At 61.2% G+C, this 26762-nt stretch carries 30 protein-coding genes; 7 read left to right on the top strand and 23 right to left on the bottom strand.

What is annotated here, in order from left to right:
• Positions 1–74: 74 nt before the first annotated feature.
• From LZK81_RS26085 to LZK81_RS26070, 4 genes are all read right to left on the bottom strand, one after another.
• Positions 75–467, bottom strand: coding sequence for a type II toxin-antitoxin system VapC family toxin (locus tag LZK81_RS26085; RefSeq protein WP_233956797.1), 393 nt, complete (start codon positions 465–467; stop codon positions 75–77).
• The gene (locus LZK81_RS26080; protein ID WP_233956796.1) at positions 467–709 is read right to left on the bottom strand and encodes a type II toxin-antitoxin system VapB family antitoxin; all 243 of its coding nucleotides are present in this window, start codon (positions 707–709) and stop codon (positions 467–469) included. The genes LZK81_RS26085 and LZK81_RS26080 overlap by 1 nt, the downstream gene beginning before the upstream one ends.
• 66 nt (positions 710–775) lie before the next feature.
• On the bottom strand, positions 776–1291 hold the full coding sequence (locus tag LZK81_RS26075; protein WP_046605041.1) for an invasion associated locus B family protein: 516 nt from the start codon (positions 1289–1291) through the stop codon (positions 776–778).
• A 310-nt stretch (positions 1292–1601) separates the two neighbouring features.
• Positions 1602–2387, bottom strand: a complete 786-nt coding sequence (locus LZK81_RS26070) for a class I SAM-dependent methyltransferase (RefSeq protein WP_233956793.1) — start codon at positions 2385–2387, stop codon at positions 1602–1604.
• A 115-nt stretch (positions 2388–2502) separates the two neighbouring features.
• Here LZK81_RS26070 and LZK81_RS26065 point away from each other — a divergent pair, with 115 nt between their 5' ends.
• The 3 genes from LZK81_RS26065 to LZK81_RS26055 are packed head-to-tail and all read left to right on the top strand — an operon-like array spanning position 2503 to position 5462.
• Positions 2503–3639 carry an ABC transporter substrate-binding protein gene (locus tag LZK81_RS26065; protein ID WP_233956792.1) on the top strand — a complete coding sequence of 379 codons (1137 nt, stop codon included), beginning with the start codon at positions 2503–2505 and terminating at the stop codon, positions 3637–3639.
• Positions 3640–3645: 6 nt separating this feature from the next.
• Positions 3646–4716 (top strand): FecCD family ABC transporter permease, encoded by a 1071-nt coding sequence (locus tag LZK81_RS26060; RefSeq protein WP_233956791.1) that lies wholly within the window; start codon positions 3646–3648, stop codon positions 4714–4716.
• Positions 4710–5462 (top strand): ABC transporter ATP-binding protein, encoded by a 753-nt coding sequence (locus LZK81_RS26055; protein WP_233956790.1) that lies wholly within the window; start codon positions 4710–4712, stop codon positions 5460–5462. The genes LZK81_RS26060 and LZK81_RS26055 overlap by 7 nt, the downstream gene beginning before the upstream one ends.
• A gap of 78 nt (positions 5463–5540) precedes the next feature.
• Here the strand turns inward: LZK81_RS26055 and LZK81_RS26050 are convergent, their stop codons facing one another.
• The 15 genes from LZK81_RS26050 to dctP form a co-directional block, all read right to left on the bottom strand.
• Entirely contained in the window at positions 5541–6140 is a 600-nt protein-coding gene (locus LZK81_RS26050) for a GNAT family N-acetyltransferase (protein WP_233956788.1), read from the bottom strand.
• 145 nt (positions 6141–6285) lie between these two features.
• Entirely contained in the window at positions 6286–7005 is a 720-nt protein-coding gene (locus tag LZK81_RS26045; RefSeq protein ID WP_233956787.1) for an ABC transporter ATP-binding protein, read from the bottom strand.
• A complete protein-coding gene (locus tag LZK81_RS26040) occupies positions 7002–7751 on the bottom strand; it encodes an ABC transporter ATP-binding protein (protein ID WP_046610242.1) in 750 nt (249 codons plus the stop codon). The genes LZK81_RS26045 and LZK81_RS26040 overlap by 4 nt, the downstream gene beginning before the upstream one ends.
• Positions 7751–8788 (bottom strand): branched-chain amino acid ABC transporter permease, encoded by a 1038-nt coding sequence (locus LZK81_RS26035; protein ID WP_233956785.1) that lies wholly within the window; start codon positions 8786–8788, stop codon positions 7751–7753. Before LZK81_RS26035 ends, LZK81_RS26040 begins: the two co-directional genes overlap by 1 nt.
• On the bottom strand, positions 8785–9642 hold the full coding sequence (locus tag LZK81_RS26030; RefSeq protein WP_046605043.1) for a branched-chain amino acid ABC transporter permease: 858 nt from the start codon (positions 9640–9642) through the stop codon (positions 8785–8787). The genes LZK81_RS26035 and LZK81_RS26030 overlap by 4 nt, the downstream gene beginning before the upstream one ends.
• Before the next feature lie 243 nt (positions 9643–9885).
• Positions 9886–11064, bottom strand: a complete 1179-nt coding sequence (locus LZK81_RS26025) for an ABC transporter substrate-binding protein (RefSeq protein WP_046604866.1) — start codon at positions 11062–11064, stop codon at positions 9886–9888.
• 257 nt (positions 11065–11321) lie between these two features.
• Positions 11322–12560: a LysR family transcriptional regulator gene (locus tag LZK81_RS26020; protein ID WP_233956784.1), complete on the bottom strand. Its 1239-nt coding sequence runs from the start codon at positions 12558–12560 to the stop codon at positions 11322–11324.
• Positions 12561–12666: 106 nt separating this feature from the next.
• Positions 12667–13599: an MYG1 family protein gene (locus LZK81_RS26015; RefSeq protein WP_046604868.1), complete on the bottom strand. Its 933-nt coding sequence runs from the start codon at positions 13597–13599 to the stop codon at positions 12667–12669.
• 122 nt (positions 13600–13721) lie between these two features.
• Positions 13722–14204 (bottom strand): transcription elongation factor GreA, encoded by a 483-nt coding sequence (gene greA, locus LZK81_RS26010; protein ID WP_046604869.1) that lies wholly within the window; start codon positions 14202–14204, stop codon positions 13722–13724.
• Positions 14205–14384: 180 nt separating this feature from the next.
• Complete coding sequence (locus LZK81_RS26005; RefSeq protein ID WP_233957827.1) at positions 14385–14774, bottom strand: hypothetical protein; 390 nt, start codon at positions 14772–14774, stop codon at positions 14385–14387.
• 160 nt (positions 14775–14934) lie between these two features.
• Complete coding sequence (locus LZK81_RS26000; RefSeq protein ID WP_046604871.1) at positions 14935–16104, bottom strand: ABC transporter substrate-binding protein; 1170 nt, start codon at positions 16102–16104, stop codon at positions 14935–14937.
• Between the two features lie 475 nt (positions 16105–16579).
• Entirely contained in the window at positions 16580–17020 is a 441-nt protein-coding gene (locus LZK81_RS25995; protein WP_046604872.1) for a type II 3-dehydroquinate dehydratase, read from the bottom strand.
• Positions 17021–17024: 4 nt separating this feature from the next.
• The gene (locus tag LZK81_RS25990) at positions 17025–18326 is read right to left on the bottom strand and encodes a TRAP transporter large permease (RefSeq protein WP_046610252.1); all 1302 of its coding nucleotides are present in this window, start codon (positions 18324–18326) and stop codon (positions 17025–17027) included.
• Positions 18323–18841, bottom strand: coding sequence for a TRAP transporter small permease (locus tag LZK81_RS25985; RefSeq protein ID WP_233956783.1), 519 nt, complete (start codon positions 18839–18841; stop codon positions 18323–18325). Before LZK81_RS25985 ends, LZK81_RS25990 begins: the two co-directional genes overlap by 4 nt.
• A gap of 97 nt (positions 18842–18938) precedes the next feature.
• Entirely contained in the window at positions 18939–19922 is a 984-nt protein-coding gene (gene dctP, locus LZK81_RS25980; RefSeq protein WP_046604875.1) for a TRAP transporter substrate-binding protein DctP, read from the bottom strand.
• A 239-nt stretch (positions 19923–20161) separates the two neighbouring features.
• Between dctP and LZK81_RS25975 the strand changes: the two genes are divergently transcribed.
• Positions 20162–20836, top strand: a complete 675-nt coding sequence (locus tag LZK81_RS25975) for a GntR family transcriptional regulator (RefSeq protein WP_233956782.1) — start codon at positions 20162–20164, stop codon at positions 20834–20836.
• Between the two features lie 74 nt (positions 20837–20910).
• Here the strand turns inward: LZK81_RS25975 and LZK81_RS25970 are convergent, their stop codons facing one another.
• Positions 20911–21666, bottom strand: coding sequence for a helix-turn-helix domain-containing protein (locus tag LZK81_RS25970; protein ID WP_233957826.1), 756 nt, complete (start codon positions 21664–21666; stop codon positions 20911–20913).
• Between the two features lie 146 nt (positions 21667–21812).
• Between LZK81_RS25970 and LZK81_RS25965 the strand changes: the two genes are divergently transcribed.
• Positions 21813–22760 (top strand): DUF6282 family protein, encoded by a 948-nt coding sequence (locus LZK81_RS25965; protein ID WP_233956780.1) that lies wholly within the window; start codon positions 21813–21815, stop codon positions 22758–22760.
• A 26-nt stretch (positions 22761–22786) separates the two neighbouring features.
• Complete coding sequence (locus tag LZK81_RS25960; protein WP_233956779.1) at positions 22787–23809, top strand: NAD(P)H-quinone oxidoreductase; 1023 nt, start codon at positions 22787–22789, stop codon at positions 23807–23809.
• 3 nt (positions 23810–23812) lie between these two features.
• Here the strand turns inward: LZK81_RS25960 and LZK81_RS29375 are convergent, their stop codons facing one another.
• The 3 genes from LZK81_RS29375 to LZK81_RS25950 all read right to left on the bottom strand — a co-directional run bounded on the left by LZK81_RS29375 (position 23813) and on the right by LZK81_RS25950 (position 25761).
• Positions 23813–24157, bottom strand: coding sequence for a hypothetical protein (locus LZK81_RS29375; protein WP_326491519.1), 345 nt, complete (start codon positions 24155–24157; stop codon positions 23813–23815).
• A gap of 74 nt (positions 24158–24231) precedes the next feature.
• Positions 24232–24723 carry a hypothetical protein gene (locus LZK81_RS29370; protein ID WP_326491518.1) on the bottom strand — a complete coding sequence of 164 codons (492 nt, stop codon included), beginning with the start codon at positions 24721–24723 and terminating at the stop codon, positions 24232–24234.
• Between the two features lie 144 nt (positions 24724–24867).
• The gene (locus tag LZK81_RS25950; protein ID WP_233956778.1) at positions 24868–25761 is read right to left on the bottom strand and encodes a 3-keto-5-aminohexanoate cleavage protein; all 894 of its coding nucleotides are present in this window, start codon (positions 25759–25761) and stop codon (positions 24868–24870) included.
• Between the two features lie 220 nt (positions 25762–25981).
• On the opposite strand from LZK81_RS25950, the gene LZK81_RS25945 reads away from it, so the two are divergent.
• Entirely contained in the window at positions 25982–26755 is a 774-nt protein-coding gene (locus LZK81_RS25945) for an HpcH/HpaI aldolase family protein (RefSeq protein WP_233956776.1), read from the top strand.
• The last annotated feature ends 7 nt before the right edge of the window (positions 26756–26762 follow it).

Here is a 26762-nt window from a genome sequence, read left to right as displayed (position 1 = left end):
CAATCGTCAATTAGGGTGGCGCCACAAAAAAGCCATGGGCGCCGACGGCTATTTTCGACGCAGCCCGAAGGGCCTCAGGCGAGGTCCGTACGGGCAAAGTCGTCACCCTTGTAGAGCAGCGACAGGCCGCGATTTTTGGCGCAGGCATAAGAGAGGCAATCGGCCAGGTTAAGCTGCGCCGGGTGCCCCCTGCCCTTGCCGTAATCCCGGAAAGCCCGGATCGCCAGCTCACCATCCGCCTCCTCGATTGGGACGATCTGGATTTTCGCCTCTTTGAAAAAAGAGGATAGACCTTGCTCAATGACGATGGGATCCTCATCGAGCTTCGTCGACAGCCTCATGGTGGTCTCAAGTACGACCAAAGCGCTTGTGCAGAGGTTTTCCGCCGCTTCGATCTTGCTTATCCACTGCGGCGCATCCTCCTCCTTGGAAAAGATTGCGACGATGACGGAAGTATCGACGAACACTAATGGCCCCACATTTCGTCGATTTCTTCCTTGGTCATGTCCCGCCCCTCTCCGCCCTTGATGGCGTAAAGACGATCGACGATTTTCATCACACGTTCCTGAAGGGGCGCTTCCGCCTGCTCCTCTTTTGAAAGCTTCTCCTCAAGCGCCTCGATCACCGCCTCGGTCATGCTAACATTACGTTTTTTGGCAAGCCGCTCCGCGAGTTCTCGGGCGCGAGGATCACGTATCTGCAGGTTCATGGCAGTCGCTCCAATCGTCGTCATGACAGATAGCACATCTGCCATGACAACGCGAGCGAAACCCTGTCAGCCGCAGCGCCCCGCCTGGGTCAATGCCGCGCTCACGCCGGAAAGCGAGAAGGTGTAGCTGGTCTGCGTGCCGCGCTGGGAGACCGCTTCGAGCGTCATGCTGCTTCCCGATTTCATCGCCGCGATAAGAGCGGCATCGGTGCTCTCCTGTTTCGTCCAGCCGGAATTGCCCTTCGGCTCCAGAGTAAAGGTTCGGCCGTCTACGGTGACCGTTATCTGCGATCCGCCCTTGAGGTCGTAGCCCATGATCGCCTGCGGATAGAAGCCGGATCCTGAGGGCTTTGGCGCGACCAGGAAAAAGTTGTCGCCGTGATCGACATTGGCGGGCTGCATCTGCGTCGGCGTGGTCAGCACGTAGCAGGTCGTGCCGCCGTCGCCCTTGTAGGAATAGAGGCCCCAGGCATCGAATTTTCTCACCATGCTCGGGGTTGGCTGGGCAAGGACGGGTGCTGCGATTGTGGAAAGAGCGAGCGCGGAAAGGGCGAAAAGCTTGATGGACAATCTTGTCTCCATAGTCGGAAATGGCGAGGGAGCCGCGGCGGCGATGGCCACGCGCAGAAGATAGCCCATTCAAAAATCGATCGGTTATCACAAGGTTAATTGCATCGGGCACACGTCCCGAAACGAGGCACTCACGAGGCCCGGATGAGGCCGGATCGTGATCCGCGTTACTTTGCGCTTCCCCCGGGTTTCAGGGGAAGCCGTCAAAGGTTAATGCCCCGCGGTCACAGCCCGGTCACAATCATGTCAGGCGGCCATAAATGCTGTGCATATTTGCGGTGGGTCGAAAGGCGGCCGCCAAGTGCCGCCTCATCTCGTGAGATTATTCCGGCTTCGTCGCGCAGATCGCGAAGCGTTCCTGCACCATGCGTTCGAGGCCGCGCAGGAAGGGCATCTTGCGGGCCTGGGCCCAATGGATGTCGGACAGCTTGCGGTCGACGACGATGTTGACGAACCCCGCCTTGGTCAGCAGATCGACCACTGCTTCCGCCGGCATCGCGTCGGAGAAATAGACGCGCGAGCGGATGTTCTGGTGGCGCGCCGCCATGGCAGGGCTCATGTGGCTTCGCGCCGGCTTGCCGGTGATCCTCGACCAGAACTTCTGCAGGCCCTTGACCCAGGTCTCCTTGCCCATGTTGCCGTCGAGGATCAGCACCTTGCCGCCCGGCTTCAGGACGGAGAACCATTCCGCGAAGGCGGCTGGCGGATCGACCAGCGTCCACACCAGATGCCGGTTGGTGATGACGTCGTAGCTGTTCTTCGGCTCCATCGTGTTTTCCGCATCGCCCGACACGAAACGGATATCGGTGCCGCGCTTCTCGGCCTTCGCGCGTGCCTGAGACAGCATCGCATCCGACCAGTCCAGACCGGTGACCTTGAAACCGACGTCGTTCATCAGATGCGAGATGACGGCGGTGCCGCAGGCGAGATCCAGAGCGGCGCGGCCGGTGCCATCGCCCAGATGCTTGCGGATCAGCCGCTGCCAGCCCTTGCGTTCTTCCTCAGAGAAGATTTCGTGGCCGACGCTCTCGTCGAACGTCGCCGCCCTCTCCGACCAGAAGTCGCGGATTTCGTCACGGATGGAATAGTTGGAGTTCATCGAATTCATTATAGGCGCCCCGATAGTCAGACTACTTTGGAAAAGCTCTAAAACATAGAACTTGATTCCAAAAGTCATATTTCATATGCATGCGGACATTATCAGACATCGGGGGAGTTTCCAGATGAATTTCGCGAAAATGCTTGCAACATCAACGGTTGTGTTGGCGAGCCTTCTGCCCTTTTCCGTGCTGGCCCAGTCCTTCACCGTCAAGGACGTCGCCGGCCGTGAGGTGAAGTTCGACAAGCCGGTCGAGCGCGTTATTCTCGGCGAAGGCCGGATGCTCTATTCAGTTGCCCCGATCGAAAAGGAAGATCCTTTCGCCAGGATCGTCGGCTGGCGCAACGACCTGTTGACCACCGACAAGGACGGCTACGACACCTATCTCGCGAAATTCCCGAAGGGCAAGGAACTGCCGTTCCTCGGCAACCTGACCGACGGCACGCTGCAGACCGAGACCGTCGTCAAGCTGAACCCGGACGTCATGCTGCTGCCGATCGGCAACAAGAAGGCCGCAGACGAGGTGAAGCTCGAGGACATGCTGAACAAGATCGGCGTGAAGATCGTCTATATCGATTTCCGCGAACACATCCTCGACAATACCGAACCGAGCCTCAAGGTTCTCGGCCAGATCTTCGGCCACGAGGATCGCGCCGCAGCCGTCGCCGCCTATTGGAAGCAGCAGATGGCCCGCGTTACCGATAAGCTGAAGGCCACCAACCCGAAGAAGCCCAATGTCTTCATGTATCGTGCGGCCGGCCTCGTCGAGTGCTGCGGCACATTCGGCCCTGACAACTTTGGCCTGATGGTGGATTGGGCAGGCGGTCGCAACCTCGGCTCGGATTTCCTGCCGGGGTATACGGGCTCGATCAATGCTGAGCAGGTCGTCGCCTCCAATCCGGACGTCATCGTCGTCACCGGTTCCAACTGGAGCCAGACCAAGAACGCCAAGGACTTCGTGAATGTCGGCCCGACAGCCGCCGCCACCGCCGAGAATAGCCGCAACGCGCTGAACGTCCTGATGCAGAATGCGGCCTTCACCGGCTCCAAGGCTGTCGCAGGCGGCAATGTCCACGCCATCTGGCATCAGTTCTACACGAGCCCCTACCAGTTCGTGGCCGTCCAGCAGATGGCGAAATGGTTCCACCCGGAACTGTTCGCCGATCTCGATCCGGATGCGACCTTCAAGGAATTCCACGAGAAATTCCTGCCGGTTCCGTATCAGCCGGGTTACTGGGTCGACGCCAAGGCGGCAAAGTAAACCGACATGGCAGAGATCGCCGCATTGCCGATCGAAGCTGAAGCCGGGCGGGAACGCTATCGCGCCCTCGCCCGGCGCAAGCTCATGATCCTCGCAGCCATGACAGGCGCCCTTTGTCTGTCATTCGCCGTCGATCTCGCCTGGGGGCCGGCCCGCTACAGCCTCGGCGAAGTCGTCGCCGCGCTGATCGACCCCTCCTCCGTCTCGGCCCAGATCCGTGCCGTGGTCTGGGACATTCGCATGCCGGTCGCCGTCATGGCGATCGTCGTCGGCGCGGCGCTGTCGGTTGCCGGTGCGCAGATGCAGACGATCCTTGCCAATCCGCTCGCCAGCCCGTTCACGCTCGGCATCTCGGCCGCCGCCAGTTTCGGGGCGGCACTGGCAATCGTCACCAGCGTCTCGATCCTGCCGGTTGCGGCCACCCTGCTCGTACCGGTCAATGCCTTCATCATGGCGCTGATCGCCACGCTGTTCATCCATTTCATCTCGCAGATGCGCGGCGTTTCGGTGCAGACGGTCGTCCTGCTCGGTATCGCGTTGGTCTTCACCTTCAACGCGCTGCTCGCCTTCCTGCAATATCTCGCCTCCGAGCAGGCGCTGTCGGCCGTCGTCTTCTGGACCATGGGCAGCCTCACCAAGGCGACCTGGCCGAAGATCGGCATCACGCTTGCCGTCCTCTTGATCGCGCTGCCGCTGTTTGCGCGCCACGCCTGGGCGCTGACCGCGATCCGGCTCGGCGAGGACAAGGCCGCCAGCTTCGGCGTCAATGTCCGGCGCATCCGGCTCGAAACCATGCTGATCATCTCGCTGCTCGCCGCCGTGCCGGTCAGCTTCGTCGGCACGATCGGTTTCGTCGGTCTGGTCGGTCCACATATCGCCCGCATGATCCTCGGCGAAGACCAGCGTTTCTTCCTGCCAGGCTCGATCCTGTCGGGAGCGCTTTTGCTGTCGGTCACCTCGATCGTCTCGAAGTCGATCATCCCGGGCGTCGTCTTCCCGATCGGCATCATCACCGCGCTGGTCGGCGTTCCATTCTTCTTCTCGCTCATCCTCTCGAATCGGAGCCGGTCATGGTAGCGATGCAACTGCAATCGGTCGGCGCCTATCACGGCCGCAAGCTGTTCGTGGAAGACGTGACGACGCCGGTCATGCAGGCCGGCGAGCTGATCGCCGTCATCGGCCCCAACGCCGCCGGCAAGTCGACGCTGTTCAAGCGCATCACGGGCCTTCTGAAGGGGCCTGGCAATATCGTCATCGACGGCGCCAGGACCAAGAACGCCATCACCTACATGCCGCAGGACACCTCGGCCAATGCGGTGCTGACCGTCTATGAATCCATTCTTCTCGCCCGCAAGCAGGGCCAGTCCTGGACCGTCAGCGACAGCGACCTCTCGTTCATCGACGAAATAATGAGGGCGCTCAACATAACCTCCATCGCGTTTCGCGATCTCGGCGCGCTTTCCGGCGGCCAGCGCCAGCTGGTATCGATCGCCCAGGCGCTGGTGCGCGAGCCGGAAATCATGCTGATGGACGAGCCAACCAGCGCGCTCGATCTTCACCGCCAGGTCGAAGTGCTCGATTTCATGCAGCGGCGGGCGCGCGCGAAGGGCATGGTCGTGATGATCGCCATCCACGACCTCAACCAGGCGCTCCGCTTTGCCGACAAGGTCCTGGTGATCGCCAACGGCCGCATGCGCGCCTGCGGTTACCCGCGCGACGTCGTCACGGTCGATATGCTGCGCGACGTCTACAGGGTCCATGCCCGCATCGAGAAATGCTCGATGGACCACGACCACGTGATCGTCGACGGGACGGCACACTAGGATCGCCGAAGCCGGGGCCGGCTGGGAGCGAAAAGACACCCCAAGCAGTGGGTGAGGCCTAACCGAAAGGTTTGGAAATTATGGTCTTGGCTTTTCCAATTGCCACCTCAAGTTGGCTTTGACAGCGGGCCATTCAGACGCGATTATCGAATAAACCGCCGTATCGCGAATGGTCCCATTGGCCATCACCATATTGGAACGAAGCACCCCATCAAGCTTGGCCCCAAGCCGCTCGATCGCTCGGCGACTTTGAATATTCATAAAATGCGTCCTGAATTCCACGCATATGCAATCCAGCTTCTCAAAGGCGTGTTGCAACAAAAGCAATTTGCATTCGGTGTTGAGTGGTGACCTCTGCACAGACTGACGGCACCACGTGGCCCCGATTTCAAGCCTTCTGTTTGCTGCATCGATGTTCATATAGGTGGTCATTCCAACGGCTTTACCATCTGCCCTTTCAATGATGGCAAATGGGAGCATCGAGCCGATAGAGCGCAGCCCAAGCCGTCTTTCAATTTCGGCCCCGATATTTTCTGGCTCCGGTACTTTTGTGTACCAGAGCCGATGCAACTCTCCGTCGCCGGCGGCTTCAACCAGGTCATCATGATGCTCCATCGTAAGCGGAACGACGGATGCGAAATTGCCTTCTGCCGTAAACAAATCCGGCCAAACTGACATTCAGAACACTCCAAAATTCGTTTCGCTAATTACGAAATTGATGCGGTTTTCTCAGATCGGTTGTTACGCCTTGTTATTTCACCAACTGCATTCTTGCTAATGCCGAGATCGGGTGCAATCCGGCGGTAGCTGCGCCCTTCCGCGATCAGTGCCTTGCGCCCTTTTCCACTGTCAGGTGCTTGCCGAGAACCTCATCGTTGGCGAGCAGATCCGCACTGGTGCCCTGGTAGACGATCGCGCCGCGATCGAGGATGACGGCGTCGTCGGAGAGCGGCAAGACCTTCCGGGCCTTCTGCTCGATGATGATAGCCGACATGCCCTCCCCTTGCGTGATCCGCTGGATCGCCGCCAACAACTCGTCGACGATGATCGGCGCCAGGCCTTCGGTCGGCTCGTCGAGGAGAAGCAGTTTCGGATTGACCATCAGCGCCCGCCCGACCGCCAGCATCTGCTGTTCGCCGCCGGAGAGCTGGTTGCCGAGGTTCTTGCGGCGCTCCTTCAGGCGCGGGAACATCGTGTAGACCCGTTCCAGCGTCCAGACGCCGGGGCGCGCGATCGCCGTCATGTTCTCCTCGACGGTCAGCGACTTGAAGATGTTGCGCTCCTGCGGCACCCAGCCGATGCCTGCCGCGGCACGTCGGTCGGCTCGCAGTTTCGTCACGTCGCGTCCCATCAGGTGGATCGAGCCGGAATGATGGGTGGTGACGCCGGCCAGCGTGTTGACGAAGGTCGTCTTGCCGGTGCCGTTGCGGCCGAGCAGCGCCAGCGTCTTGCCCTCTTCGATCGTCAGGCTGATGCCGGCAAGCACGCTCGCTTCGCCATAACCCGCGACCAGCTTTTCGGTGACCAGAACCGGGGCGCTCATGCATTTTCTCCGAGATAGACCGCCTTGACGCGCGGATCGGTGGAGATTTCCGCAACCGTTCCCTCGACGAAGACGGCGCCCGCCACCAGAACCGAGATCCGGTTGGCGAACGAGAAGACCAGATCCATGTCGTGCTCGATCAGGAGCACGGTGACGTCGGCCGGAAGGTCGGAGACGATCTGCAGCACTTCGTGCCGCTCGTCTTCCGGCACGCCGGCCGCCGGTTCGTCGAGCAGCAGAACGCGTGGCTTCGACGCAAAGGCCAGCGCGATCTCGAGCAGGCGCTGCTTGCCGTAGGGCAGGATCACCGTGCGCTCGCCCATCACAGAGGCAAGGCCGAAGCGCGCCAGCAGGGCTGCCGCCTCGTCGACCACCTTGCCGTAACCGGCGATCGACCGCCACAGATTGTGGCCGACACCTTCGCGCTCGGCGATTGCCAGCGCCACGGTTTCAAGCGGCGTGAAATCGTTGAACAGCTGGTTGATCTGGAACGTGCGGGTGAGCCCGCGTTTGACGCGCCGGAAAGAGGCCATCGAGGTGATGTCCTCGCCTTCGAGGAAGACCTGACCTTCCGACGGCGGCAGGACGCCGGTCAGGAGGTTGATCAGCGTCGTCTTGCCGGCGCCGTTCGGGCCGATCAGCGCATGGCGGGCGCCGCGTTCCACCTTCAGGCTCACGTCATTAGTGGCGAGGAAGGCACCAAAGCGGCGCACCAGGTGCCTGGTTTCGAGAACGATCTCGCTCATCAGCGGTCCTCCTTCTTCGAGAGGCGTTCCGGCAGGTATTCGACCCAGCGCGACAGCCGATCACGGCCGATCAGCACCAGGATGACGAGCAGCAGGCCGATATAGAACATCCAGTATTGCGGGGTGATCACCGACAGCCAGTCCTTGACGAGCGTGAACAGGATCGCCCCGAAGATGCCGCCATAGAGATAGCCGGTACCGCCGATGACGAGCACCAGCAGGACGTCGGCCGAGCGATGGAAGGCGAGCACATCGGGGGAAACGAAGGCGGTCGTCTGGGTGAGCAGCGCCCCCGCCATGCCGGCAAACACCGCCGCGATCGTATAGGCGGTGACGATGCGCTTGCGGCCCGGCACGGCGACCATGGCAGAGCGCATCGAGTTGCCCTTGATCGCCTTCAGCGACAGGCCGAAGGGCGAGAAGGCGATGCGGCGCATGATCATCGTGCCGATGAAGAGCACGCCGACGCAATAGAGATAACCGACCTTGCCGAACAGGTCGAACTCGAACATGCCGAGGATCGGGCCGGGCGAAAAACCGCTGAGGCCGTCGGCGCCGCCGGTCAGCCAGGCCATCTGGTTGGCGACTTCCGCCATCATCAGGCCGATGCCGAGCGTGGTCATCAGGCGGGTGAGGTCGGAACCACGCAGGATGAGGAAGCTAGTGAGCAGGCCGAGCACGCCGGAGGCGGCGCCCGCGACGATCAAGCCGGTCACCGGCTCGGCAAAATAATGCTGCGCCATCAGGCCCGCCACATAGGCGCCGAGGCCGAAGAAGGCGGTATGGCCGAGCGATACTATGCCGGCGAACCCGAGCACCAGGTCGAGCGACACGGCAAACAGCGCCAGGATGGCGATCTCGGTGAGGATCAGCATCTTCGACGGCAGCAGGAAGTAAGCGGCGATCGCGGCGATCCAGACGATGATCTCGTAGAAGCGGATGCGGCTCCGGCGCTTCATCAGCTTCGCAGCACGGGTTTCGGCGGCAGCGGTGGAGGGATTTGCTGGCACGGTGGTTTCCTGCGGAAGAACGCTCATCGGCCGCCCCTTGAGAACAGGCCGTTCGGCCGCACGATCAGCATGACGATCATCAGCGCATAGATGACGAAGGGACCGATCGCCGGCACGTAATATTTGCCGGCCACGTCGGCAATGCCGAGCAGCAGGGCGGCAAGAAACGGGCCGGAGACGGTGGACGTGCCGCCGACGGAGACGACGATGAGGAAGTAGATCATGAATTTCAGCGGGAAGTTCGGATCGAGCCCGAGGATTTCCGCCCCCATCGCCCCGCCGAGACCGGCAAGGCCCGAACCGAAGGCGAAGGTCAGCGCAAAAACGAGCGGCACGTTGATGCCGAGGCCCATGGCGACGCGCCGGTCGTCGACCGCAGCGCGCAGCCGGCTGCCGAAGCGGGTCTTCGACAGGATCAGCTGCAGCGCCAGCGCCAGCGCCGCGCAGACGATGATGGTGAAGAGCCGGTAGCGGCCGACGCCGACGCCGAATACATCCATGCGGCCGGAGAGTTCCGGCGGCAGGTTGATCAGCTGCTGCTGGCCGCCCATGAAATAGTCGGTCGCGGCAATCGCCATGAAGACGATGCCGATCGAGAAGAGCACCTGGTCCAGATGCGGCGCCTGGTAGAGCCACTGGTAGAGCGTCCGCTCCAGCACGAGGCCGATCAGCGCCGACACGATGAAGGCCGCCGGCAGGCACCAATAGAAGGAGATGCCGTAGCGGTTCATCATCACCACGGTCACGTAGCCGCCGGCCATGGCAAAGGCGCCATGCGCCAGGTTGATGAAGTTCATCAGCCCGAGCGTCACCGTCAGCCCGCAGGCCAGAATGAAAAGCAGCATCCCATAGGCGATGCCGTCGAACAGGATTGTCAGCATATAAATCTTCTCTGCGAGGCCCTGCTGCGAGCGATGATGTTGCCCGACATTGTCGCCGGGAAAACGAAGGGGCTCAAGTGCCCTGACCTTCTTGTTATGAACCTGCTCCTCATCCGCCTGCCCCTCCCCGTCAAGCCGGGGAGAAGGCATATGCCGCGCCGGTTGTGGTTTCCCCCTCGCCCCGTTTACGGGGAGAGGGTGCGCCGAGCGAAGCGGAGGCGGGGTGAGGAGCTATCCCTGCCCTTACTTGGCGTCGGCCTTTTCCGGATCCTTGAGATCCTTGAACGTCTGGAACTCGACGTTCTGCAGCTCGCCGTTCACGTCCTTGACCTCGCGCATGTAGATGTTCTGGATGATGTCGCGCGTTTCCGGATCGATCGAGACGGGACCGCGCGGGCTCGTCCAGGAGAGGCCCTTGACGGCTGCCATGAAGGCCGGGCCGGTGACGTCGCCCTTGGTCTTTTCGAGCGCTGCGTAGATCAGCGCCATGCCGTCGAAACCGCCGACCGACATGAAGTTCGGGCGCATGTCGGCATTGGCCTTCTTGAAGGCGGCGACATAGGCCTTGTTTTCCGGGCTGTCATGCGCGGTCGCATAGAAATGGCCGGTAATGGTGCCGATTGCCGGCTTGCCCATCGAGTTCAGGATATCGTCGTCGGTGACGTCGCCTGTTGCAATCAGCTTGATGCCGGCATCGGCAAGACCGCGGTCTGCGAACTGCTTCATGAACAGCGAACCGGCGCCCGAGGGCAGGAACACGAAGACCGCATCGGGCTTGGCGTCACGGACGCGCTGCAGGAAGGGTGCGAAGTCGGGGTTGGCGAGCGGCACGCGCACGGCCTCGACGATCTCGCCACCCTTGGCCTTGAACTCCTTGGTGAACCATTTTTCGGCGTCGATGCCCGGACCGTAGTCGGAAACCAGCGTCACCACCTTCTTGATCTTGTTGGCGGCAGCCCAGGTGCCGACCGGCAGCGAATATTGCGGCAGGGTGCCCGAGGTGCGGGTGATGTATTCCGACGCCTTGGTGATCGAAGCCGTGCCGGCAGCCATGACCACCGACGGGATCTTCGCCTGGGTCGCGACTGGGGCAACCGCCATGGCGAGCGGCGTCAGGCCGAAGCCGGCCAGAACCTTGGCGCCGTCGTTGACGACCAGTTCCTGGGCGATGCGACGGGTCTGGTCGGCCGTGCCGGCGTCGTCGCGGATGACGAGCTCGATCTTCTTGCCGGCGACCGTGTCGCCCTTCATCACCATGAATGTCTTGGCGCCGGCCGAAACCTGACGGCCGGTCGATGCAAACGGACCGGTCATCGGCAGGATGAGGCCGATCTTGATGGTTTCCTGGGCGGCTGCCGGAATGGCAGCAAGGCAGCTGAGCGCTACGCCCGCCGCTGCAATGAGCATTCTTCTGTTCAGCATGTATTTCCTCCTCCGAGTGCAGAATTTTCTTGTGGAGGCCTTGCCGGACTTCAGCCCAGGCCCGCCAAAACCGGTAGCCTATATCGTTGACTGCCGATACGTCAGTCAACCGGTCGAGATACTTCGACGTCCCACGATTTTCAACTTTTCGTTAACCTCCATGGGCCTCGATAGGCGATTCCCGCGCCAGCATCAGTCTCTCCACCTGCCTGGCGCATTTGCACCTTAGCCCGGCCGCGTCTCCACGCTCAATCAGTTCATCTGCCGGACTCATAAGTTATGGTTATAGCGATCGATCGGACCAAGTCGGCAGAAGTTCCAAAAAAAGCCTGCTGTGCCGCCGTCGGCAGCCAGTCCCTTCTCGTCGTCACTCCAATCGGCCGCGATGTGTGGCTGAGGTCGAAAGGCAGCGCCCGCATCAGCCCGCGGGCGATCTCCGCTTCCGCCTGGAGACGGGAGGTGCAGCCGAGATGGTCGCTGGAATCCAGGAGCTCGCGCATCAGGATCAGCGAGCCGGTCTCGACAATGCTCTTCGGCGGCCCGTTTGCCGAACTGGCAAAGACGCTGTCGAAATACCGGCGCATCGGCGTGCCGCTCTGGTTGACGACCCAGGGGAAGGCGGCAAGCTCCTCGACCGTCAGCTCCTCACGACCGGCCAGCGGATGCGCCTGCCCCGAAACCATGACCACCGTGTCGTGAAACAGCACCTTCTGCTCCACATCGCCGATCGGGGCCGGCACCCGAAGCGCGCCGAGCATGAAATCCACCTCGCCGCGGCGGAGAGCACCCAGCAGATCCGGGTAGGGACCCTCCTGGATCTGGATCGGCAGGTTCGGCCGGATCTTCCGGAAACCGGCGATCGCCTTCGGCAGCACATAGGATTTGGCAAGCGGCGTCGCACCGATGACGATCTGGCCGATCTCGGCCGCCGTCAGTTCCGCAAGATCCGCATCCGCCTGTTCGAGCTCGACGAAGGCGAGCCTTGCCGCCTGAGCGAGCGCATGGGCCGCACGCGTGGCGACGATGCCGTAGGACGTCCGTTCGAACAGCGGACGCGCAGCCTCCTCCTCGAGCTGGCTGACGGCGCGATAGACCGCCGGCTGGCTGAGGCCCAGGCGGCTCGCCGCCAGCGTAAAATTCTCGGTTTCCCGAACCGCGATCAGCGACTTCAGTTGCGCGGTCGTCGCCGTCACCCGCAGTCGCGGCGACAGTTCCGACAAGGCGGGATCAAGGTATCCGAAGGCGCGCTTGATGCGCAGCGCCAGGATCTCGCCGGCGCCATTGGCAAAAATCCGCTGCGGCGTGCGGGAAAACAGCGGCAGGCCGGCGGTCTTTTCGATCTTCGACAGCGCCTGGGTAACTGCCGGCTGGGAGACGAAGCAGAGCTCCGCCGCCTTGGTCACAGAGCCGGTATCGACGACCGCGAGGAACGCCCTCAGATGTCTGAGGCTGTGATGCAGGATCGTGGATGAGGAAGCGGGCCGCGAGGAACTCATGATGGGTTCTTCTAGCACATCTGTTTGGCACCGGAAGCGGAAGCCCAGGCCCCAACGGGTCTCCGCCCCAACAGGCCTCCTCGGCTGTCGCCGTTCCTTCTCGCCTTTACTTGACCCCGTTGGCGACGGCTTCCCTAACCGCGAGCTCCGCCATCGCGAGCGCCGCTTCGCGGGTCCTGGCGGCGGCGATGAACCGGCCATTATGACAGAAGCTCGCGCCCTCCACGCCGCAGGCTGCCTCGAGATCGCGATCGGTCAGGCCGGCCCAGGCCGCCGGCAGATCGGCGCGCACCTCGAAACCTTCATCCGCACGGCGGATGGTCGTGAGGCACCAGTCCTTGTCGCGCGGGTGAACGACGAACAACAGATGATCGGCGCCCGCCTTGATGATCGCCGGGCGGAACGGCATTCCCGTCGGCAATTCGAGAATGCGCCCCTCGCCCGTATCCACGATCGCCTGATGCACGAGCGCCTCGGCCCGCAGTTTGGCAGCGCTCTGGGCAATCCGTGCTTCGACGAAACTGCGGGCAATGGCGAGTGCCGTGTGAAAGCTGCGGTTTTCTGCTTCCGGGTCCTTTTCGTCGAACACCGGTTTCAGGGTTTCCAGGAGAGCTGGCAGAGTGAGCCCAGCCAGCGGCCCCGCAATCGAGGGGCTGAGCGCACCATTGTCCATCAGATCGATCGGAAGCACGAAGCTCCCATCGAAAGAAGCGTGCAAAGTCTCGATATGAGCCCCAGGAAGGCCCAGGGCGGCAAGGTAATCACGGCCATAGTGCTTCCAGACCAGCCCGAACGAGCTGTAGGGCTGGCCATCGTCGCGCAGCGGTGCGCCGCGTTGGTGGTGATCGAAGATCTGCGCCGCAGCGTCATAGGCGCCGCCGACGTCGTAGATGATGCGGTCGGCACCGGGCGTGATCCATTCCGGCGCCCGGCTGCGAACGATACGAGCCTTTGGGAAAAGCCGGGTCAGGATGACGCTCGACAGCAGTTCGTCGGCATGGAAGCCACCCGAATGGGTGACGAGAAAATCTGGGGTCATGCCGGGATGCGCCTCGTGGTTCGCTGAAGGTTCGTTTGCGAGCACCTGATAACCATTGCCGGACGCCTGCTCAACCCACCATCCGCCCGTTTGAACACGTATACAGTGGCTATATGAGCACTTCAGGAGATTGCGAGAATCTCCAGTTCCCGACCGCCGGCTTCGACGACATCTCCGACAGCCTTGCCCATCAGCAGCCTTGCGACCGGCGAAACGAAGGAAATCGATCCGGTCTTGGGGTCCGCTTCATCCTCTCCGACGATCCGATAGGTCTGCACGCGCCCATCGTCGCGACTGAAGGTCACCGTGCTGCCAAAGGCGACATTCTCGAACGACGTCGGATCTGGAACAAGCTGGGCCGTGTGAACTCTCGCCGCAAAATAGCGCGCATCGCGCAACGGATTTGCCTGCTGGCGCCGCCGTTCATTGACGTCCTCGATCGCGCTCGCCGCGCCATAGGCCTCGCGCGCCTGCCGGAGCTGCAATTCCAAGGCCTTCAGCCCCGCTTCCGTCACCAGGTTTGGATGCGGCGAAATCGGACGATCCGGCAGCAGGGTTTCCGAAGCGGTTTCGGAACTCTCTTCCTTGGTGAAGGCAACACTCAATCTCAAACTCCGTCTGGTATGGCGCGCCCTCAGCGCATGGAGCGCCTGGCCCGCCGTTTGTCGGACCCATGCATACGACAACAACGGAAGAACCGCCAATCTCGATCCATCGGCGCCGAACCATGTTCTACGATGTTTTCTGGTGTCTAGGTGGCTGGATGACCTTGTAAGCCGCACAGATTATGCGTGCGGTAAATCGAAGCCGCTCGGTAGTGAAATCCAGATGACAGTTTGCGCCTCTGGAGAATGACGTGACAGATGGCCCTTCCCGTACGTGTCTTCCACTAACACGAAACTACCCGCCTGAACGTGGCGCACCTCGCCATCGCTCGTCTCGTATTCAACCGAACCATCCAGCCTGACCGTAAGTACAGGCTCTGGAACCGTATGCCAGGCAACCTCTCGCATACCTGCCGGGATGTGGGTGAGGCGGACACGGGACGCCGGATAACTGGCCGTCACGTCGAAAGGCACGGCATCGGGGTGCACCGACCTCTTCGTTGTCGGCAGTTCAATTTCATCGAAATGGGACTCGCCATCCGAGGTGGCATAGATCCGCAAACACTTCATTACGGCTATCCCTTCCGGTTCGCCACGCTGAAAACGAAGCATGGATACATGAACAAGCCGGGTAACGCCACGAGAGTTCGGTCTCGGGCCGTAAGCAGACGCGAAACCAAAAATGGCGGACCGAAGTCCGCCATTCCCATGTCGAAAGCTCCATCCCGCCTTACTTGGCGTTCGGGTCCTTGATCTTCGGGAAGGTCGCGAATTCGACGTTGTAGAGTTCGCCGTTCACTTCCTTGACTTCGCGCATGTAGATGTCCTGGACGATGTCACGGGTGGCCGGATCGATGGTGATCGGGCCACGCGGGCTCGTCCAAGTGGCGCCCTTCATGGCTTCGATGAGCTTGGTGCCGTCGGTATCGCCATTGGTCTTCTTCAGCGCCATATAAGCGAGCGTCATGGCGTCATAGCCGCCGACCGACATGAAGTTCGGACGCATGTTGTTGGCAGCCTTCTTCACCTGGGCGACGAAAGCCTTGTTTTCCGGGCTGTCGTGCAGGGCCGAATAGAAATGGCCGGTTATGACGCCCTTGGCGACCGGGCCCATGCCGTTCAGCAGGTCATCGTCGGTGACGTCGCCGGTGGCAATCAGCTTGATACCGGCGTCGGCCAGGCCGCGGTCGACATACTGCTTCATGAACTGCGCACCGATGCCGGCCGGCACGAAGGCGAAGACCGCGTCAGGCTTGGCGTCACGGACGCGCTGCAGGAAGGGGGCGAAATCCGGGTTCGCCAGCGGAACGCGGATCGCTTCGACGATCGTGCCGCCGTCTTTCTTGAACTGGTTGGTGAAACCCTGCTCGATATCGATCCCCGGACCGTAATCGGAGACCAGCGTCACGACCTTTTTCAGGTTGTTCTGCACCGCCCAGGTGGCCACCGGAACGGCGGACTGCGGGCCGCCCATCGAGGTACGGACGTAATACTGCGACTGCGGCATGATCGCCGAGGTCGTGGCCGAGGTAATGATCGCCGGGATCTTCGCCTGGTTGAGAACCGGTGCAACCGACATGGCGAGGGGCGTCAAGCCGAAGCCCATCAGCATCTTGGCACCGTCATTGACGACGAGTTCCTGGGCGATGCGGCGGGTCTGGTCGGCGACACCGCCGTCGTCGCGCAGCACGACTTCGATCTTCTTGCCGGCGACGGTATCGCCGTTCAGCGCCATATAGGCCTTGACACCCGCCTCGACCTGACGGCCGGTGGACGCGAACGGACCGGTCATCGGCAGGATGAGGCCGATCTTGACCGTTTCCTGCGCGGATGCCGGAATGGCAACGAGGCCGCCCATGGCGAGACCGGCCGCAGCCATCAATGTTCTTCTGGTAATCATTTTCTTTCCTCCTCTAAGACGAACTGTTCTCAAAGCTCCTGGTGACAGACCGCGTCCTCCTAGCGGCGTCCGGCCCATCACAGCCTGTCGGATATATCGGGGACATCGCGATCAACAGTCAACGGGCGCGATAGTTTGGCGTCCGACTATTTTCCCACCTTCGTTAGCCGGCTGAACGTGGTTAGCCGTTTCCCGAGAGCTGTACCTGGATTTCGCAAGTCCGTGTATACAGTCCCGCCTCTTACGTCGCGTTTTGTCAAAAGCCGCTCCTGGAAACGACTAACTTCGACCCAGGCATCAAAACCGCAAGAAAAAACGGGATAAAAAAGGCATGTCCTGCGCGGCCAAAAAAACCGCCGGCCTGCTGCTCCCCCTCAACGCCGTTATACCAGCAATAAATCTGTATACATTGCCTGTCAATATTAGCCTTTGGGCCGAGAGAGCTATTTGCCCGAACGCGAGCCGCTCGACCTGGTTATCGTCTCTGCTCTTCGATCAGGCGTTCCAGGGCCTTCACCGCCAGCGGATAACCTGTAGCCCCGAGGCCGGCCATCACCGTCGTCGCCGTCATGGAGACATAGGAGTTGTGATAGATCTGTTCACGGCGATGGACGTTGCTGATGTGAAACTCGATGATCGGCCCCCTGAACATCTTCAACGCATCGAGGAGCGCCAGGGACGTGAAGGTGAAGGCGGCAGGGTTGATGATGATCCCCGCACCCTCGTCGATCGCCTCATGCACCCAGTCGATCAGCTTTTCCTCGCTGTTGGTCTGGCGGAACTCGACCGGGCGTTCGCCCGCCGCCTCCCGGCACCACGCCTCCACTTCACCAAGCGTCGTGGTGCCGTAGATTTCCGGCTCGCGCTTCCCGAGCCGATTGAGGTTCGGGCCGTTGAGAATATAGATCGGTTTCATCGGTTCACCCCTGATAACCCATGAGGCGCGGAAGCCAGAGGACGACGTCCGGCATGAAAGTGATGATGACCAGGCTGACCACCATCCAGAAAATGAAGGGTGCCGCGTCCTTGATGATGTCCTTCACCGGCACACCGGAAATGTTCGTCATGATGAAGAGCAGCAGCCCGTAAGGCGGCGTGACAAGGCCGAGCATGATGTTGACCACCACCACGACCCCGAAATGCACCATGTCGATGCCGAGCGCCTGGGCGGTCGGGATGAAGACCGGCACGATGATCAGGAGGATCGCCGTGCCTTCCAGCACGCAGCCGAGCAGAAGCAGCAGGATATTGACGAGGATGAGAAAGCCGGTGGGCGTCAGGTCCCAGCTGGTCAAAAGCACCCGGAGGGTGTCCGGGATGTTTTCGATCGTCACGACATAGTTGAAGACCAGAGAACCGGCGATCAACATGCCGATCGACGCCGTCGACTTGGCGCTGAGCAACAGCGAATCGTAGAAGGCTCCGAAGCTGATGCTCCGGTAGATGACCAGCGAGATGACCAGCGCATAGGCGGCGGCGAGCGCGGCGGCTTCGGTCGGAGTCGTAATACCTGAATAGATGCAGCCGAGCAGCACGACCGGCATCATCAAAGCCGGGAAGGCCCGCCAGGTAATGCGGGGAATATCCCGCAGCGGCACCGGATCTTCAACGGGGAAATTTTTGCGCCGCGCGGTGATCGCCACCTGCATCATCTGCAGGCCGGCCATCAGCAGGCCAGGCACCATCCCTGCGAGGAAGAGGTAGCCGATCGAGGCATCCGACACGAGCGCATAGATGACCATCGGGATCGAGGGCGGGATGATCGGGCCGATGACGGAAGTGACAGCCGTCAACGCCGCGGCATAGCTTGGCGTATAGCGCCCGTCCCGCGTCATCATGTTCTGCATCATCCGGCCGCTGCCGGCGGCATCGGCGATCGCCGAGCCGGACATGCCGGCGAAGATGATGCTCTGCACCACGTTGACCTGCGCCAGTCCGCCACGGAAGCGGCCGACCAGCACGTTGCAGAACGCCAGCAGCCGTTCGGTCATCGAACCGATATTCATGAATTCCGCGGCCAGCACGAAGAGCGGCACCGAAAGGATGAGGTAGTTCGAATACATGCCGTTCAGGAACTGCTCGGCCACCGTGCCCATGTCCGCCCCGGCGAGGAGCAGGTAGAGGATCGAGCCGCACATCATGGAAAGGCCGATCGGCAGGCCAAGGAAGGCGAGCGCCGTGATGACGACGAGCGCGATCGAAAAGGGGCTTGTAAGGTTCATACGCCCGAGCCCGCCTTGGTGGGATCGAAGGCTTCAGGCGCCCTGCCGCGAACCGCGAGCACCCCGAGCCAGATGTAACGCACGATCATCGCGACGGCGAAGACGATGTAGATGGAATAGAGGTAGTCGAAGCGGATCTTCAAATAGGCGGTACTTTCCACCTTCATGAAGGTCACATAGTCGATCACCGCCGGCAGGGACATGCCGAACAAGACGACGAGCGCGATGGCGCAGATGGTCTGCATCACCCGCCGCGCCTTGTCGCCGGCGCCGGCCCAGAAGAAGTCGAAGCGTATTTCTTCCACTTCCCGCACCACGAAAGCGGCGCCGAACAGCACGATCCAGATCCACAGCACGACACTGATCTCGTTGGTCCAGCCGACCGACAGGTTCAGGATGTAGCGGAAGACGATCTGCAGGACGAAAGCGACAAACATCCCGAGCAGCATCAGCGCCAGGAGATTTTCGGCGCGGCGCCGCAGCCAGCCGCCGGCAGCGATAAGTTTCGAATTCATTTACCCCCTCCCCCGGAGGTTCGGCCACCAGGCCGGGCGTTTGATCGCTCCGGCCTGCCGCCGCATTTGTGAGGAGCCCGCCCGTGGGCGGGCTATTTCAGATTGCCGCAACCTTCTCGAGGACACCTTTCGGCCATGACTTGGCAAGATCCGAGGCCAGGTATTTCTCCTGGGCAAATTTGCGGAAGGCCGCGATGTCCGGCTCGTAGATATTGAGGCCGGCTTTCTTGAATTCGTCGACCAGCGTCTTCTCCTGCGCAAGGTGCTGGTCCTCGCTCCACTTCATCGCCTTGTCAGCGGCTGCCTGGAAGGACTTCTGCTGGTCGGCGCTCATGCCCTTCCAGATCTTGCTGGAAATGGTGAGCAGATCATAGCCGATGAGGTGCGAGGTCATGACGATCTGCGACATGACTTCGTAGAACTTCATGTTCTTGACGTTCGGCAGCGGATTGTCCTGGCCGTCGATCGCGCCGGTCTGCAGACCGGTATAGACTTCGGCATAGGCCATCGGCGTGGGGTTGGCTCCCAACGAGGCGCCGAGGAACTGCCAAGCGTCGCCACCCGGCATGCGCAGCTTGATGCCCGCCATGTCCGCGGGCGTGGTGATCTTCTTGTTCGGCTTCAAACCGATCTGCCGGGCGCCGAAATAGGTTGGGCCGAGAATATGAACGCCGAGTTTTTCGTCGGCCATCTTCTTGAATTCCGCGCCGGCCGCGCTCTGGAAGAACTTGGTCACATGCTGCGCGTCGCGGAACAGATAGGCCGAGGTGAGCACCGACCATTCCGGGATCTGGTTGGAAATATCCTGCGGAGCGATATTGCCCATCTGCAGATTGCCGCGCTGGATGGCGACGAGCTCGGTGCCCTGCTTGAAGAGGTTGCCGCCGTAGTAAGGCTCCAGCTTGTACGAGCCGGCGATCGCCTCGGCGAACATCTTGGTCATCTGGGCGCGAATATCCTGTTCGGAAAATACCGCGGAAAACTTCAGGACCGGCTTGTCCTGTGCCAGCGCCGGCACGGACAGTGCGGCGGTTGCCAATGTAGCGCCGAGAAAGTGTCGGCGGGTCAGATCGAATGTCATGGGCTGGTTCCTCCTCCTCACGGCGCGCCGCTTACCTGCGACGAAGCCTCCCTTGTGCAGGCCATTCCTCCCGAGAACGTCGCACCTTTGTATTGTACGAAATAGTTCGTATAAGTCAATTCAGTCTTTGCCTGACTTCTCTGTCTTTGTGGTTGAGACCGAAAAACATCATACTTACAGGATTATGCCCTATATTTTCCTTTTCATCAGCTATATACGATCAGGCTAAAGGGAGAAACATGCTGAAATCAGAAAAAGAGGCAGCCGAGACGATCGGCGAGACCGTATTTCGGCGGATACGGCAGGATATCATTTCCGGCGCACTGTCCCCTGGTTCCAAGATCAGGCTCGAGCAGACCAAGGAGCGTTATTCCGTCAGCGTCTCGACGCTCAGGGAAATATTGAGCCGGCTTACCACAGAGAACCTCGTTATCGCCGAAGGGCAGCGTGGGTTCGAGGTCAGCCCCGCGTCCCGGCAGGAACTCCTGGAACTGGCGGATCTTCGCATCCTGCTTGAAAGCCATGCGATCGGCCTCTCCTTCGCAACGGGAGATCTCGACTGGGAAGCGCGGCTCGTCGCGGCGCATCACAAGCTTTCGGCGATCGAGCGGCAGCTTCTCGAAGGCGACGCCTCACGCACCGTCGACTGGGTACGTTACGATTGGGAATTTCATCAGGCTCTCGTCTCGGCCTGCAATTCCGAGACGCTGATGGCGACGCTCTCGTCCGTCTTCGACCGCTTCCTGCGTTACCATCTGCTGGCCGAAAGTTTTCGTGGCAAACCGGTGGTGGATGACCACCGGTGGCTTTTCGAGCTTGCCATGAAACGGGATGTCGGCGGCGCTCGGGATATACTGACGCGGCATGTCCGCAACGGCACCGAACATGTTCTGACAAGCGGCCGTATCCGCTGATAGGGCAAGCAGGTCTTGCCGAGACGGTCCAGCATTGCCCTTTCGGTCTCGATCCGGCAGACGGCCCTGGCGGATCAGGTTGCAAAAGTGTTGGAGAGGCGGTCCAGATCTTCCGAGATCGCAGCCGCGGCCGACTGCAGGATCGGAGCGTAGCGTTCGCAAGCTTCCCGTTCCGAGCCGAAGGCCGACTTGAAGTAGGTCAGCCCTATGCTCGCCAGGACCCGCCCGCCCTGGCCGATGATGGGAACGCCGATGGTATTGGAGTTCTTTGGCTCCACGAGAGACGACCGGGTGGCGTAGCCGTCTCGATGGACCTTGCCGACAACCCGCTTCAGTTCGGCCGGATGATGACTGAGCGCGTTCTCCGGATCATCCGACCTCTTCAGCACGTCGATGATCAGGTCGAATTCATCCTTGTCGAGGAAGGCAAGGTAAGCGAGGCCCAGCCCGCGCGTAAGCAGACAGAGACGCTTGTTGACCGTACTGTGAAACGGCGAAATGAAGCTGTCCGGCACCGTGCTGAACCGCACCACCATCCCGTCATAGTCCGGCAGGGCTATCGCTATCGGCCATTTGTGTTTGCGGGTCATTGCGATGGCCCAGGCGCGGCCTGCTTCCACGACCAGCGGTCCCTTGTGAAAGCCGGAACTCAGGGACGTTACCAGCCCGCTGACCTGATAGCCGCCCTGCCGTGTATCATTTTCCACATATCCGGCTTCCTCGAGCGTCCGCAGGATGCGAACGAGAGTAGGTTTCGGGAGCTTTGTCCGGGCATGCAGTTGGGCAATTGTATTGATTGGGTGAAGGTTCAGCTCTTGCAGAACATTCATCGCGCGTTCGATTGCTCGAATGCCCATGGATCCTCCTCCCGTAGAATCTAGATGGCTGTTTCGACTAGCGAAATGCCGGGGATGATAAGTTGTCGCGATCTGGAGTCAAGCTTTAGGGAGGTTCAGGACGTAAGCAGGAGATTGCCATGGCTTCGGCAGACGATGTGAACCGCAATAGACAGGAAGTCAGAAGGCTTATCGCCGGTGTCGACGATGAATTGGCCAGCACTTTGCTGCGCGGCGCGGTTGATCTTCACGTTCACTCCGGCCCCTCGACGATGCCCCGGAAGCTCGACCACATGGAGGCCGCCGAAGAGGCGGCGGCGGCGGGCATGCGCGGGCTTCTGTTCAAGGACCATCACTACTCGGTCGCACCGGTGATCCCGATGATGGAGCGGCTGTTCGGAGACCGCGGCCTGTCGATGTTCAGCGGTCTGGTGCTCAACAATTCGACGGGGGGATTGAACCCGTTCGTGGTCGACGCCCAGCTGAAAATGGGCGCAAAGCTGATCTGGATGCCAACCGCACAGGCAGCCAATCACATCCGAAGCGCGCATCGCAAGACGCGGCTTGCTTCAAATGTCCAGCTGAGACATTCGCCGGCGCTGACGCCTGTCGATGCCTATGGAAACATTTTGGACGAGGTGAAGCAGATCCTCGACATGATTGCGGAATTCGATGCCATTCTGTCCTCCGGGCATCTGCATGTCTGGGAAATCTGGAAGCTCTTCGATGAAGCGCGGGCCCGCGGCGTCAAGCGTCTGCTCGTCAATCATCCGATGTACGGGCTCCACTTCACCCCCGACGACGTTCGCGAACTGGCTCAACTGGGCGCCCTCATCGAACAGTCCGCCGGACTGTATGTCGATTCCCGCTTCAACACCTATACGCCGGAGGAATTCAAGGAACACATCCTGGCTGCAGGCGTCGAACATTCCTCGATCGGCTCGGACCTCGGACAGGTCGACAATCCCACGCCGGTGGAAGGCATGCGCCAGGCGATCAAGCTCTGCCTGGCATTGGGTTTCAGCGAAACGGAGGTGCGGACCATGGTTGCAGACAATCCGGCCAAGCTGGTCGGATTGCCGACGTGACCACTCCATTCCGCTGACCCAGTCATATGCAAGTCATCGAGATCGAACGTCCAGGCGGGCCTGAAGTTCTTCGCATCGTTGAACGCCCGCAGCCGCGGCCGGCGCCCGGGGAAGTGCTGATCCGCGTCGTCGCAGCCGGGATCAATCGGCCGGACGTCCAGCAGCGGCGCGGTCTCTATCCACCGCCGCCAGACGCCTCCGAAATTCCCGGTCTCGACGTTGCCGGGATCATCGACGACCTCGGGGAAGGCGTTGAGGGGCTTCAGGCAGGAGACCTGGTCTGCGCACTCGTCAACGGCGGCGGCTACGCGGAGTTCTGCGTGGCGCCGGCCGTGCAATGCATGCCGATCCCGAAAGGCCTGAGCTTCATAGAGGCTGCTTCGCTTCCGGAAGTCTTCTTCACGGCCTGGAACAACCTGATCTGGTTGGCGCGACTGGAATATGGGGAGACCCTGCTGATCCAGGGCGGCACCAGCGGGGTTGGAATGGCCGGCATCCAGATCGCCACGCAGCTTCGAGGCGCAACCGTTTTTGCGACCGCCGGCACCGCCGAGAAGCGAGCGGTCTGCAAGATCGTCGGCGCGCAAGCCGCGGTCGACTATCGCGATGCCTGGGATGAACACATCCGCAACCTGACCGGCGGCGAAGGGGTCGATATCATCCTGGACGGGCAAGCCGGAACCGAAACGCAGCGCCAGCTGGACCTCTTGAAGGACGACGGCCGGCTCGTCTTCATCGCCAGCCATCAAGGCAGCATGGCGCAGGTGAACATCCGTACGCTGGTTCGCCGACGGCTGACGATCACCGGATCGACCCTTAGACCAAGGCCACCCTCCTACAAGGGACGGCTTGCGAAAGACCTGGTCGACCACGTTTGGCCGCTGCTTGGGGACGGCCGCATTGTCACCCGCATCCATCAGGTCGTCCCGTTCGGGCAAGTGCGGGAGGCTCATCGCATCCTGGACGAAAACCGCCAGATCGGCAAAGTTGTCCTTGCCGTCGATCCGGCGCTTGCCCACGCCGTTCCGGAGCCGACGGCGAGCCGATAGCGGCTAGACCTGGGGCATCGGGTAATCGTCTGCGTTGAGGACCCAGCCGGGCTTTTGCGAAAAATCCATCCGCGGCGGCGCGAAGATGTCCACCAGTTGATTTACGCCGGCGGATTCAGCGGTTGTCGTGTGGATCGCTGGCGGCGGGATAACGCAGATCGACGGCGATTCGCAGTAGAGATGTTCGTCCTCCCGCCAGATGTTCATGTTCGTAGTCCAGGGCCAGCGCAGATGGTGCGTGAAGGAACCGCTTAACGCCAGCGAGCACTGCTCGAAATCGTCGTGATGGTGCGGGGACACCTTGTCCCGCTCGCGAGGACCGATGCGCGGCGACAGATAGTTGATCATGAACGTCGTAGAGCGGTAGATGCGCCCGAACCGGGACGGATCGTCCGGAACCTCCAGCGTATACCACTTCAACTTCAGCCCGCCGGGCGGCTCCGGCCACGCTTCGAAGGGGGGACATTGGGATGCTCTCCGAGGAAGGCATCCGCGTTCGAAGCGGCGCCAGCCAGATCCTCCGACTTTGGTGTAAAAAGGCGAACGACGCTGCCGCCCGTGGATACCCGGATTGAGCTGTCGCCCGGCGGCACGAAGGCGACGGAATAGCCCGGAACGACGGTGGCTCCCTCCGCGGTCGTGATTTCGACCGAGGTCTCCTTGTCGGGAATGATCAAGGCATATTCATCGGGCTGCGACCGGCGTGAGAAGATGCCGCCCTCTGTCGCATTGCTGTATGCGACGACAAAGTTCTGCCCACGGCTGATCCATGTGTCGCCGTTGGCATCGGCGATCTGGGGCGCGGTTTCGTAGAACAGGGCAAGCTGCGAGCCGAAATAGCTGTTGTGCACCTTCGTGCCGCCCGGTTTCGCAGCGTTGGACAGATTGGATCGTGGGTCACTCTGAACGTACATTGGCATCTCCGCTTTTCTGCCAGAATTGCTGGCGCCGTAGTCGAAATCGTCTGGCTCCGCGACAGGAAACCGGATTGCATTAAGGCAGGGCTGCGGGCCGCCTTCCCGGGAAGCCGGCCGAGTGGCATGCTCCGCCCGAAGGATCTAGCGTGGCTTCGGAAGCTGCTTCTTCAGCCCCAGAATTTCTCGCGCCTCGCCGGCGGTCGCGATGGTGCCTCCCAGCTCTCTTAAAATGCGCACGGCCTTCTCCACGAGCACGGTGTTGCTTGAGGCGAGGACGCCTTTCTCCAGATAGATGTTATCCTCCAGTCCGACCCGAACGTGACCGCCCAGAAGCCAGGCCTGCGCCAGCATCGAAAACTCCCAGCGCCCCACGCCAAAGGCCGCCCAATGAGCGCCTGCCGGCAGAAGCGATTTCATGTACATCAGCGTTTCCGGCGTGGCGATTGCCCCGTAACGCACTCCGAGCACGATCTGGAACAGCGCGGGCTCCGCCAGCCTCCCCTCCTGAAGGAACTGATTGGCGAGCTGGATGTCTCCCGTATCGAATACCTCGATCTCCGGCAGTACGCCCGCATTGCGAACGATGTCCGCCATGACCGCGAGATTGCGGGGCGTATTGATGACCACGGAAGAACCGGAATACATCGTATTGAAATCGAGGCTGCAGATCTCCGGCCGCAGGAAAGCGATATGTTCGACCCGGTGCTCCGGTCGCATCAGCGTGGTTCCCGGCGCAGCGATCCGCGGTTCGTCTTCGCTGGGGACGAACCGCCCGCCAGGGCCGGTCGTCAGGTTGATGATCACGTCCTCGTCCGCTGCCCGCAGGCGCTCGACAACCTCGCGATAATGCTGCAACTCCATGCTTGGCCTGCCGTCCGGATGCCTCACATGGATATGAACGATCGCAGCGCCCGCCCGCGCAGCATCGATGCAGGCAGCGGCGATCTGCTCCGGAGTGACCGGCAGATAGGGGGTCTGATCGATCGTCGTGATATTGCCTGTGACGGCGCAGCTTATGATGGTCGGATTGGCCAAGGCTTATGTGTTCCTCGTTGAGCGTCACGCGCGAATGAAGTCGCACTGTCCTGAGACATTGGCTCGCACCCGAAGCTGCCGATCACAATCGTTATCGCCGCCCGTTTCGCGAGAAGAAACGCCAGCCGCGTGGGAGATGTTTCGCAGGGAGAAACGGGACCGCAATTGCCTTCGCTCCTGGCATGGGAATAGCTAGGGATCGGTATCGAAAGGTGGCCAGATGACAGAACAGCGTCCCGATTTTACCGCATTCCGTGAACGACTGCTGACGCGCCAACGGATGCTCGGCACATTCCTCAAGCTTCCCACGACGCAGGTGGTCGAGATATTGGGGGCGATCGGCTATGATTTCGTGGTTATCGACCAGGAGCATGCCGCGCTCGGGCGCGACATGACCGACCTGATGATCTTTGCCGCTCGCGCATCGAATATCGCGCCCGTGGTGCGCATCGCCGAATTCAGCGAAGCAAACATCCTGTCGGCGCTCGATTCGGGCGCGATGGGGATCATGGTCCCACATGTAAACACGGTCGAAAAGGCTCGGGCAATCGCACGCAGCTGCCGATATACGGGAGGCAGCCGAGGTTTTGCCGGGCTGACGCGCGCCAGCAATTGGGGAAGTGTTGAGGCGGTGCATCATATGTCGCTGCAGGACAGCCAGGTCGCCTGTATCGCCATGATCGAAGATTTCGAAGCCGTTGACCGGACGGCGGATATCGCCAGGGTAGACGGCATAGACGCTTTGTTCATCGGCCGGGGAGATCTGACTGCAGCATACCGAGGCGATCCGCAGGCCGGCATCAAGGTGGCGGAAACAAGCAGGCAGATCGCGGCAGCGGCACGAGAGGCCGATATTCCGCTCATGATGCTGCCGACCAGCAAGGCCGACTTCAATTTTGCGGCCGAACTCGGCGCGAGTGCGATGTTGGTGTCGAGCGACCATGGCTTCATCCGATCGGCCGCCGCCGCCGCTCTCAAGGAATACTCGGCTTAAATTCATT

The sequence above is a fragment of the Neorhizobium galegae genome (genome assembly GCF_021391675.1).
Lineage (GTDB): Bacteria > Pseudomonadota > Alphaproteobacteria > Rhizobiales > Rhizobiaceae > Neorhizobium > Neorhizobium galegae_B.
The sequence above is the reverse complement of the archived record's forward strand: the minus strand, read 5'-3'. Positions and strand labels throughout refer to the sequence as shown.

Coding starts and splice junctions, on each gene's coding strand:
- LZK81_RS26075 (WP_046605041.1), bottom strand. CDS start 1,291: ATGGAGACAAGATTGTCCATCAAGCTTTTCGCCCTTTCCGCGCTCGCT.
- LZK81_RS29370 (WP_326491518.1), bottom strand. CDS start 24,723: ATGTACGTTCAGAGTGACCCACGATCCAATCTGTCCAACGCTGCGAAA.
- LZK81_RS26050 (WP_233956788.1), bottom strand. CDS start 6,140: ATGTCAGTTTGGCCGGATTTGTTTACGGCAGAAGGCAATTTCGCATCC.
- LZK81_RS25970 (WP_233957826.1), bottom strand. CDS start 21,666: ATGAATGTTCTGCAAGAGCTGAACCTTCACCCAATCAATACAATTGCC.
- LZK81_RS26000 (WP_046604871.1), bottom strand. CDS start 16,104: ATGATTACCAGAAGAACATTGATGGCTGCGGCCGGTCTCGCCATGGGC.
- LZK81_RS25965 (WP_233956780.1), top strand. CDS start 21,813: ATGGCTTCGGCAGACGATGTGAACCGCAATAGACAGGAAGTCAGAAGG.
- LZK81_RS26060 (WP_233956791.1), top strand. CDS start 3,646: ATGGCAGAGATCGCCGCATTGCCGATCGAAGCTGAAGCCGGGCGGGAA.
- LZK81_RS26035 (WP_233956785.1), bottom strand. CDS start 8,788: ATGAGCGTTCTTCCGCAGGAAACCACCGTGCCAGCAAATCCCTCCACC.
- LZK81_RS25960 (WP_233956779.1), top strand. CDS start 22,787: ATGCAAGTCATCGAGATCGAACGTCCAGGCGGGCCTGAAGTTCTTCGC.
- LZK81_RS29375 (WP_326491519.1), bottom strand. CDS start 24,157: ATGATCAACTATCTGTCGCCGCGCATCGGTCCTCGCGAGCGGGACAAG.
- LZK81_RS26045 (WP_233956787.1), bottom strand. CDS start 7,005: ATGAGCGCCCCGGTTCTGGTCACCGAAAAGCTGGTCGCGGGTTATGGC.
- LZK81_RS25990 (WP_046610252.1), bottom strand. CDS start 18,326: ATGAACCTTACAAGCCCCTTTTCGATCGCGCTCGTCGTCATCACGGCG.
- LZK81_RS25985 (WP_233956783.1), bottom strand. CDS start 18,841: ATGAATTCGAAACTTATCGCTGCCGGCGGCTGGCTGCGGCGCCGCGCC.
- LZK81_RS26055 (WP_233956790.1), top strand. CDS start 4,710: ATGGTAGCGATGCAACTGCAATCGGTCGGCGCCTATCACGGCCGCAAG.
- LZK81_RS26070 (WP_233956793.1), bottom strand. CDS start 2,387: ATGAATTCGATGAACTCCAACTATTCCATCCGTGACGAAATCCGCGAC.
- LZK81_RS26025 (WP_046604866.1), bottom strand. CDS start 11,064: ATGCTGAACAGAAGAATGCTCATTGCAGCGGCGGGCGTAGCGCTCAGC.
- LZK81_RS26080 (WP_233956796.1), bottom strand. CDS start 709: ATGAACCTGCAGATACGTGATCCTCGCGCCCGAGAACTCGCGGAGCGG.
- LZK81_RS25995 (WP_046604872.1), bottom strand. CDS start 17,020: ATGAAACCGATCTATATTCTCAACGGCCCGAACCTCAATCGGCTCGGG.
- LZK81_RS26065 (WP_233956792.1), top strand. CDS start 2,503: ATGAATTTCGCGAAAATGCTTGCAACATCAACGGTTGTGTTGGCGAGC.
- dctP (WP_046604875.1), bottom strand. CDS start 19,922: ATGACATTCGATCTGACCCGCCGACACTTTCTCGGCGCTACATTGGCA.
- LZK81_RS26040 (WP_046610242.1), bottom strand. CDS start 7,751: ATGAGCGAGATCGTTCTCGAAACCAGGCACCTGGTGCGCCGCTTTGGT.
- LZK81_RS25945 (WP_233956776.1), top strand. CDS start 25,982: ATGACAGAACAGCGTCCCGATTTTACCGCATTCCGTGAACGACTGCTG.
- LZK81_RS25975 (WP_233956782.1), top strand. CDS start 20,162: ATGCTGAAATCAGAAAAAGAGGCAGCCGAGACGATCGGCGAGACCGTA.
- LZK81_RS26020 (WP_233956784.1), bottom strand. CDS start 12,560: ATGAGTTCCTCGCGGCCCGCTTCCTCATCCACGATCCTGCATCACAGC.
- LZK81_RS26015 (WP_046604868.1), bottom strand. CDS start 13,599: ATGACCCCAGATTTTCTCGTCACCCATTCGGGTGGCTTCCATGCCGAC.
- LZK81_RS26005 (WP_233957827.1), bottom strand. CDS start 14,774: ATGAAGTGTTTGCGGATCTATGCCACCTCGGATGGCGAGTCCCATTTC.
- LZK81_RS26030 (WP_046605043.1), bottom strand. CDS start 9,642: ATGCTGACAATCCTGTTCGACGGCATCGCCTATGGGATGCTGCTTTTC.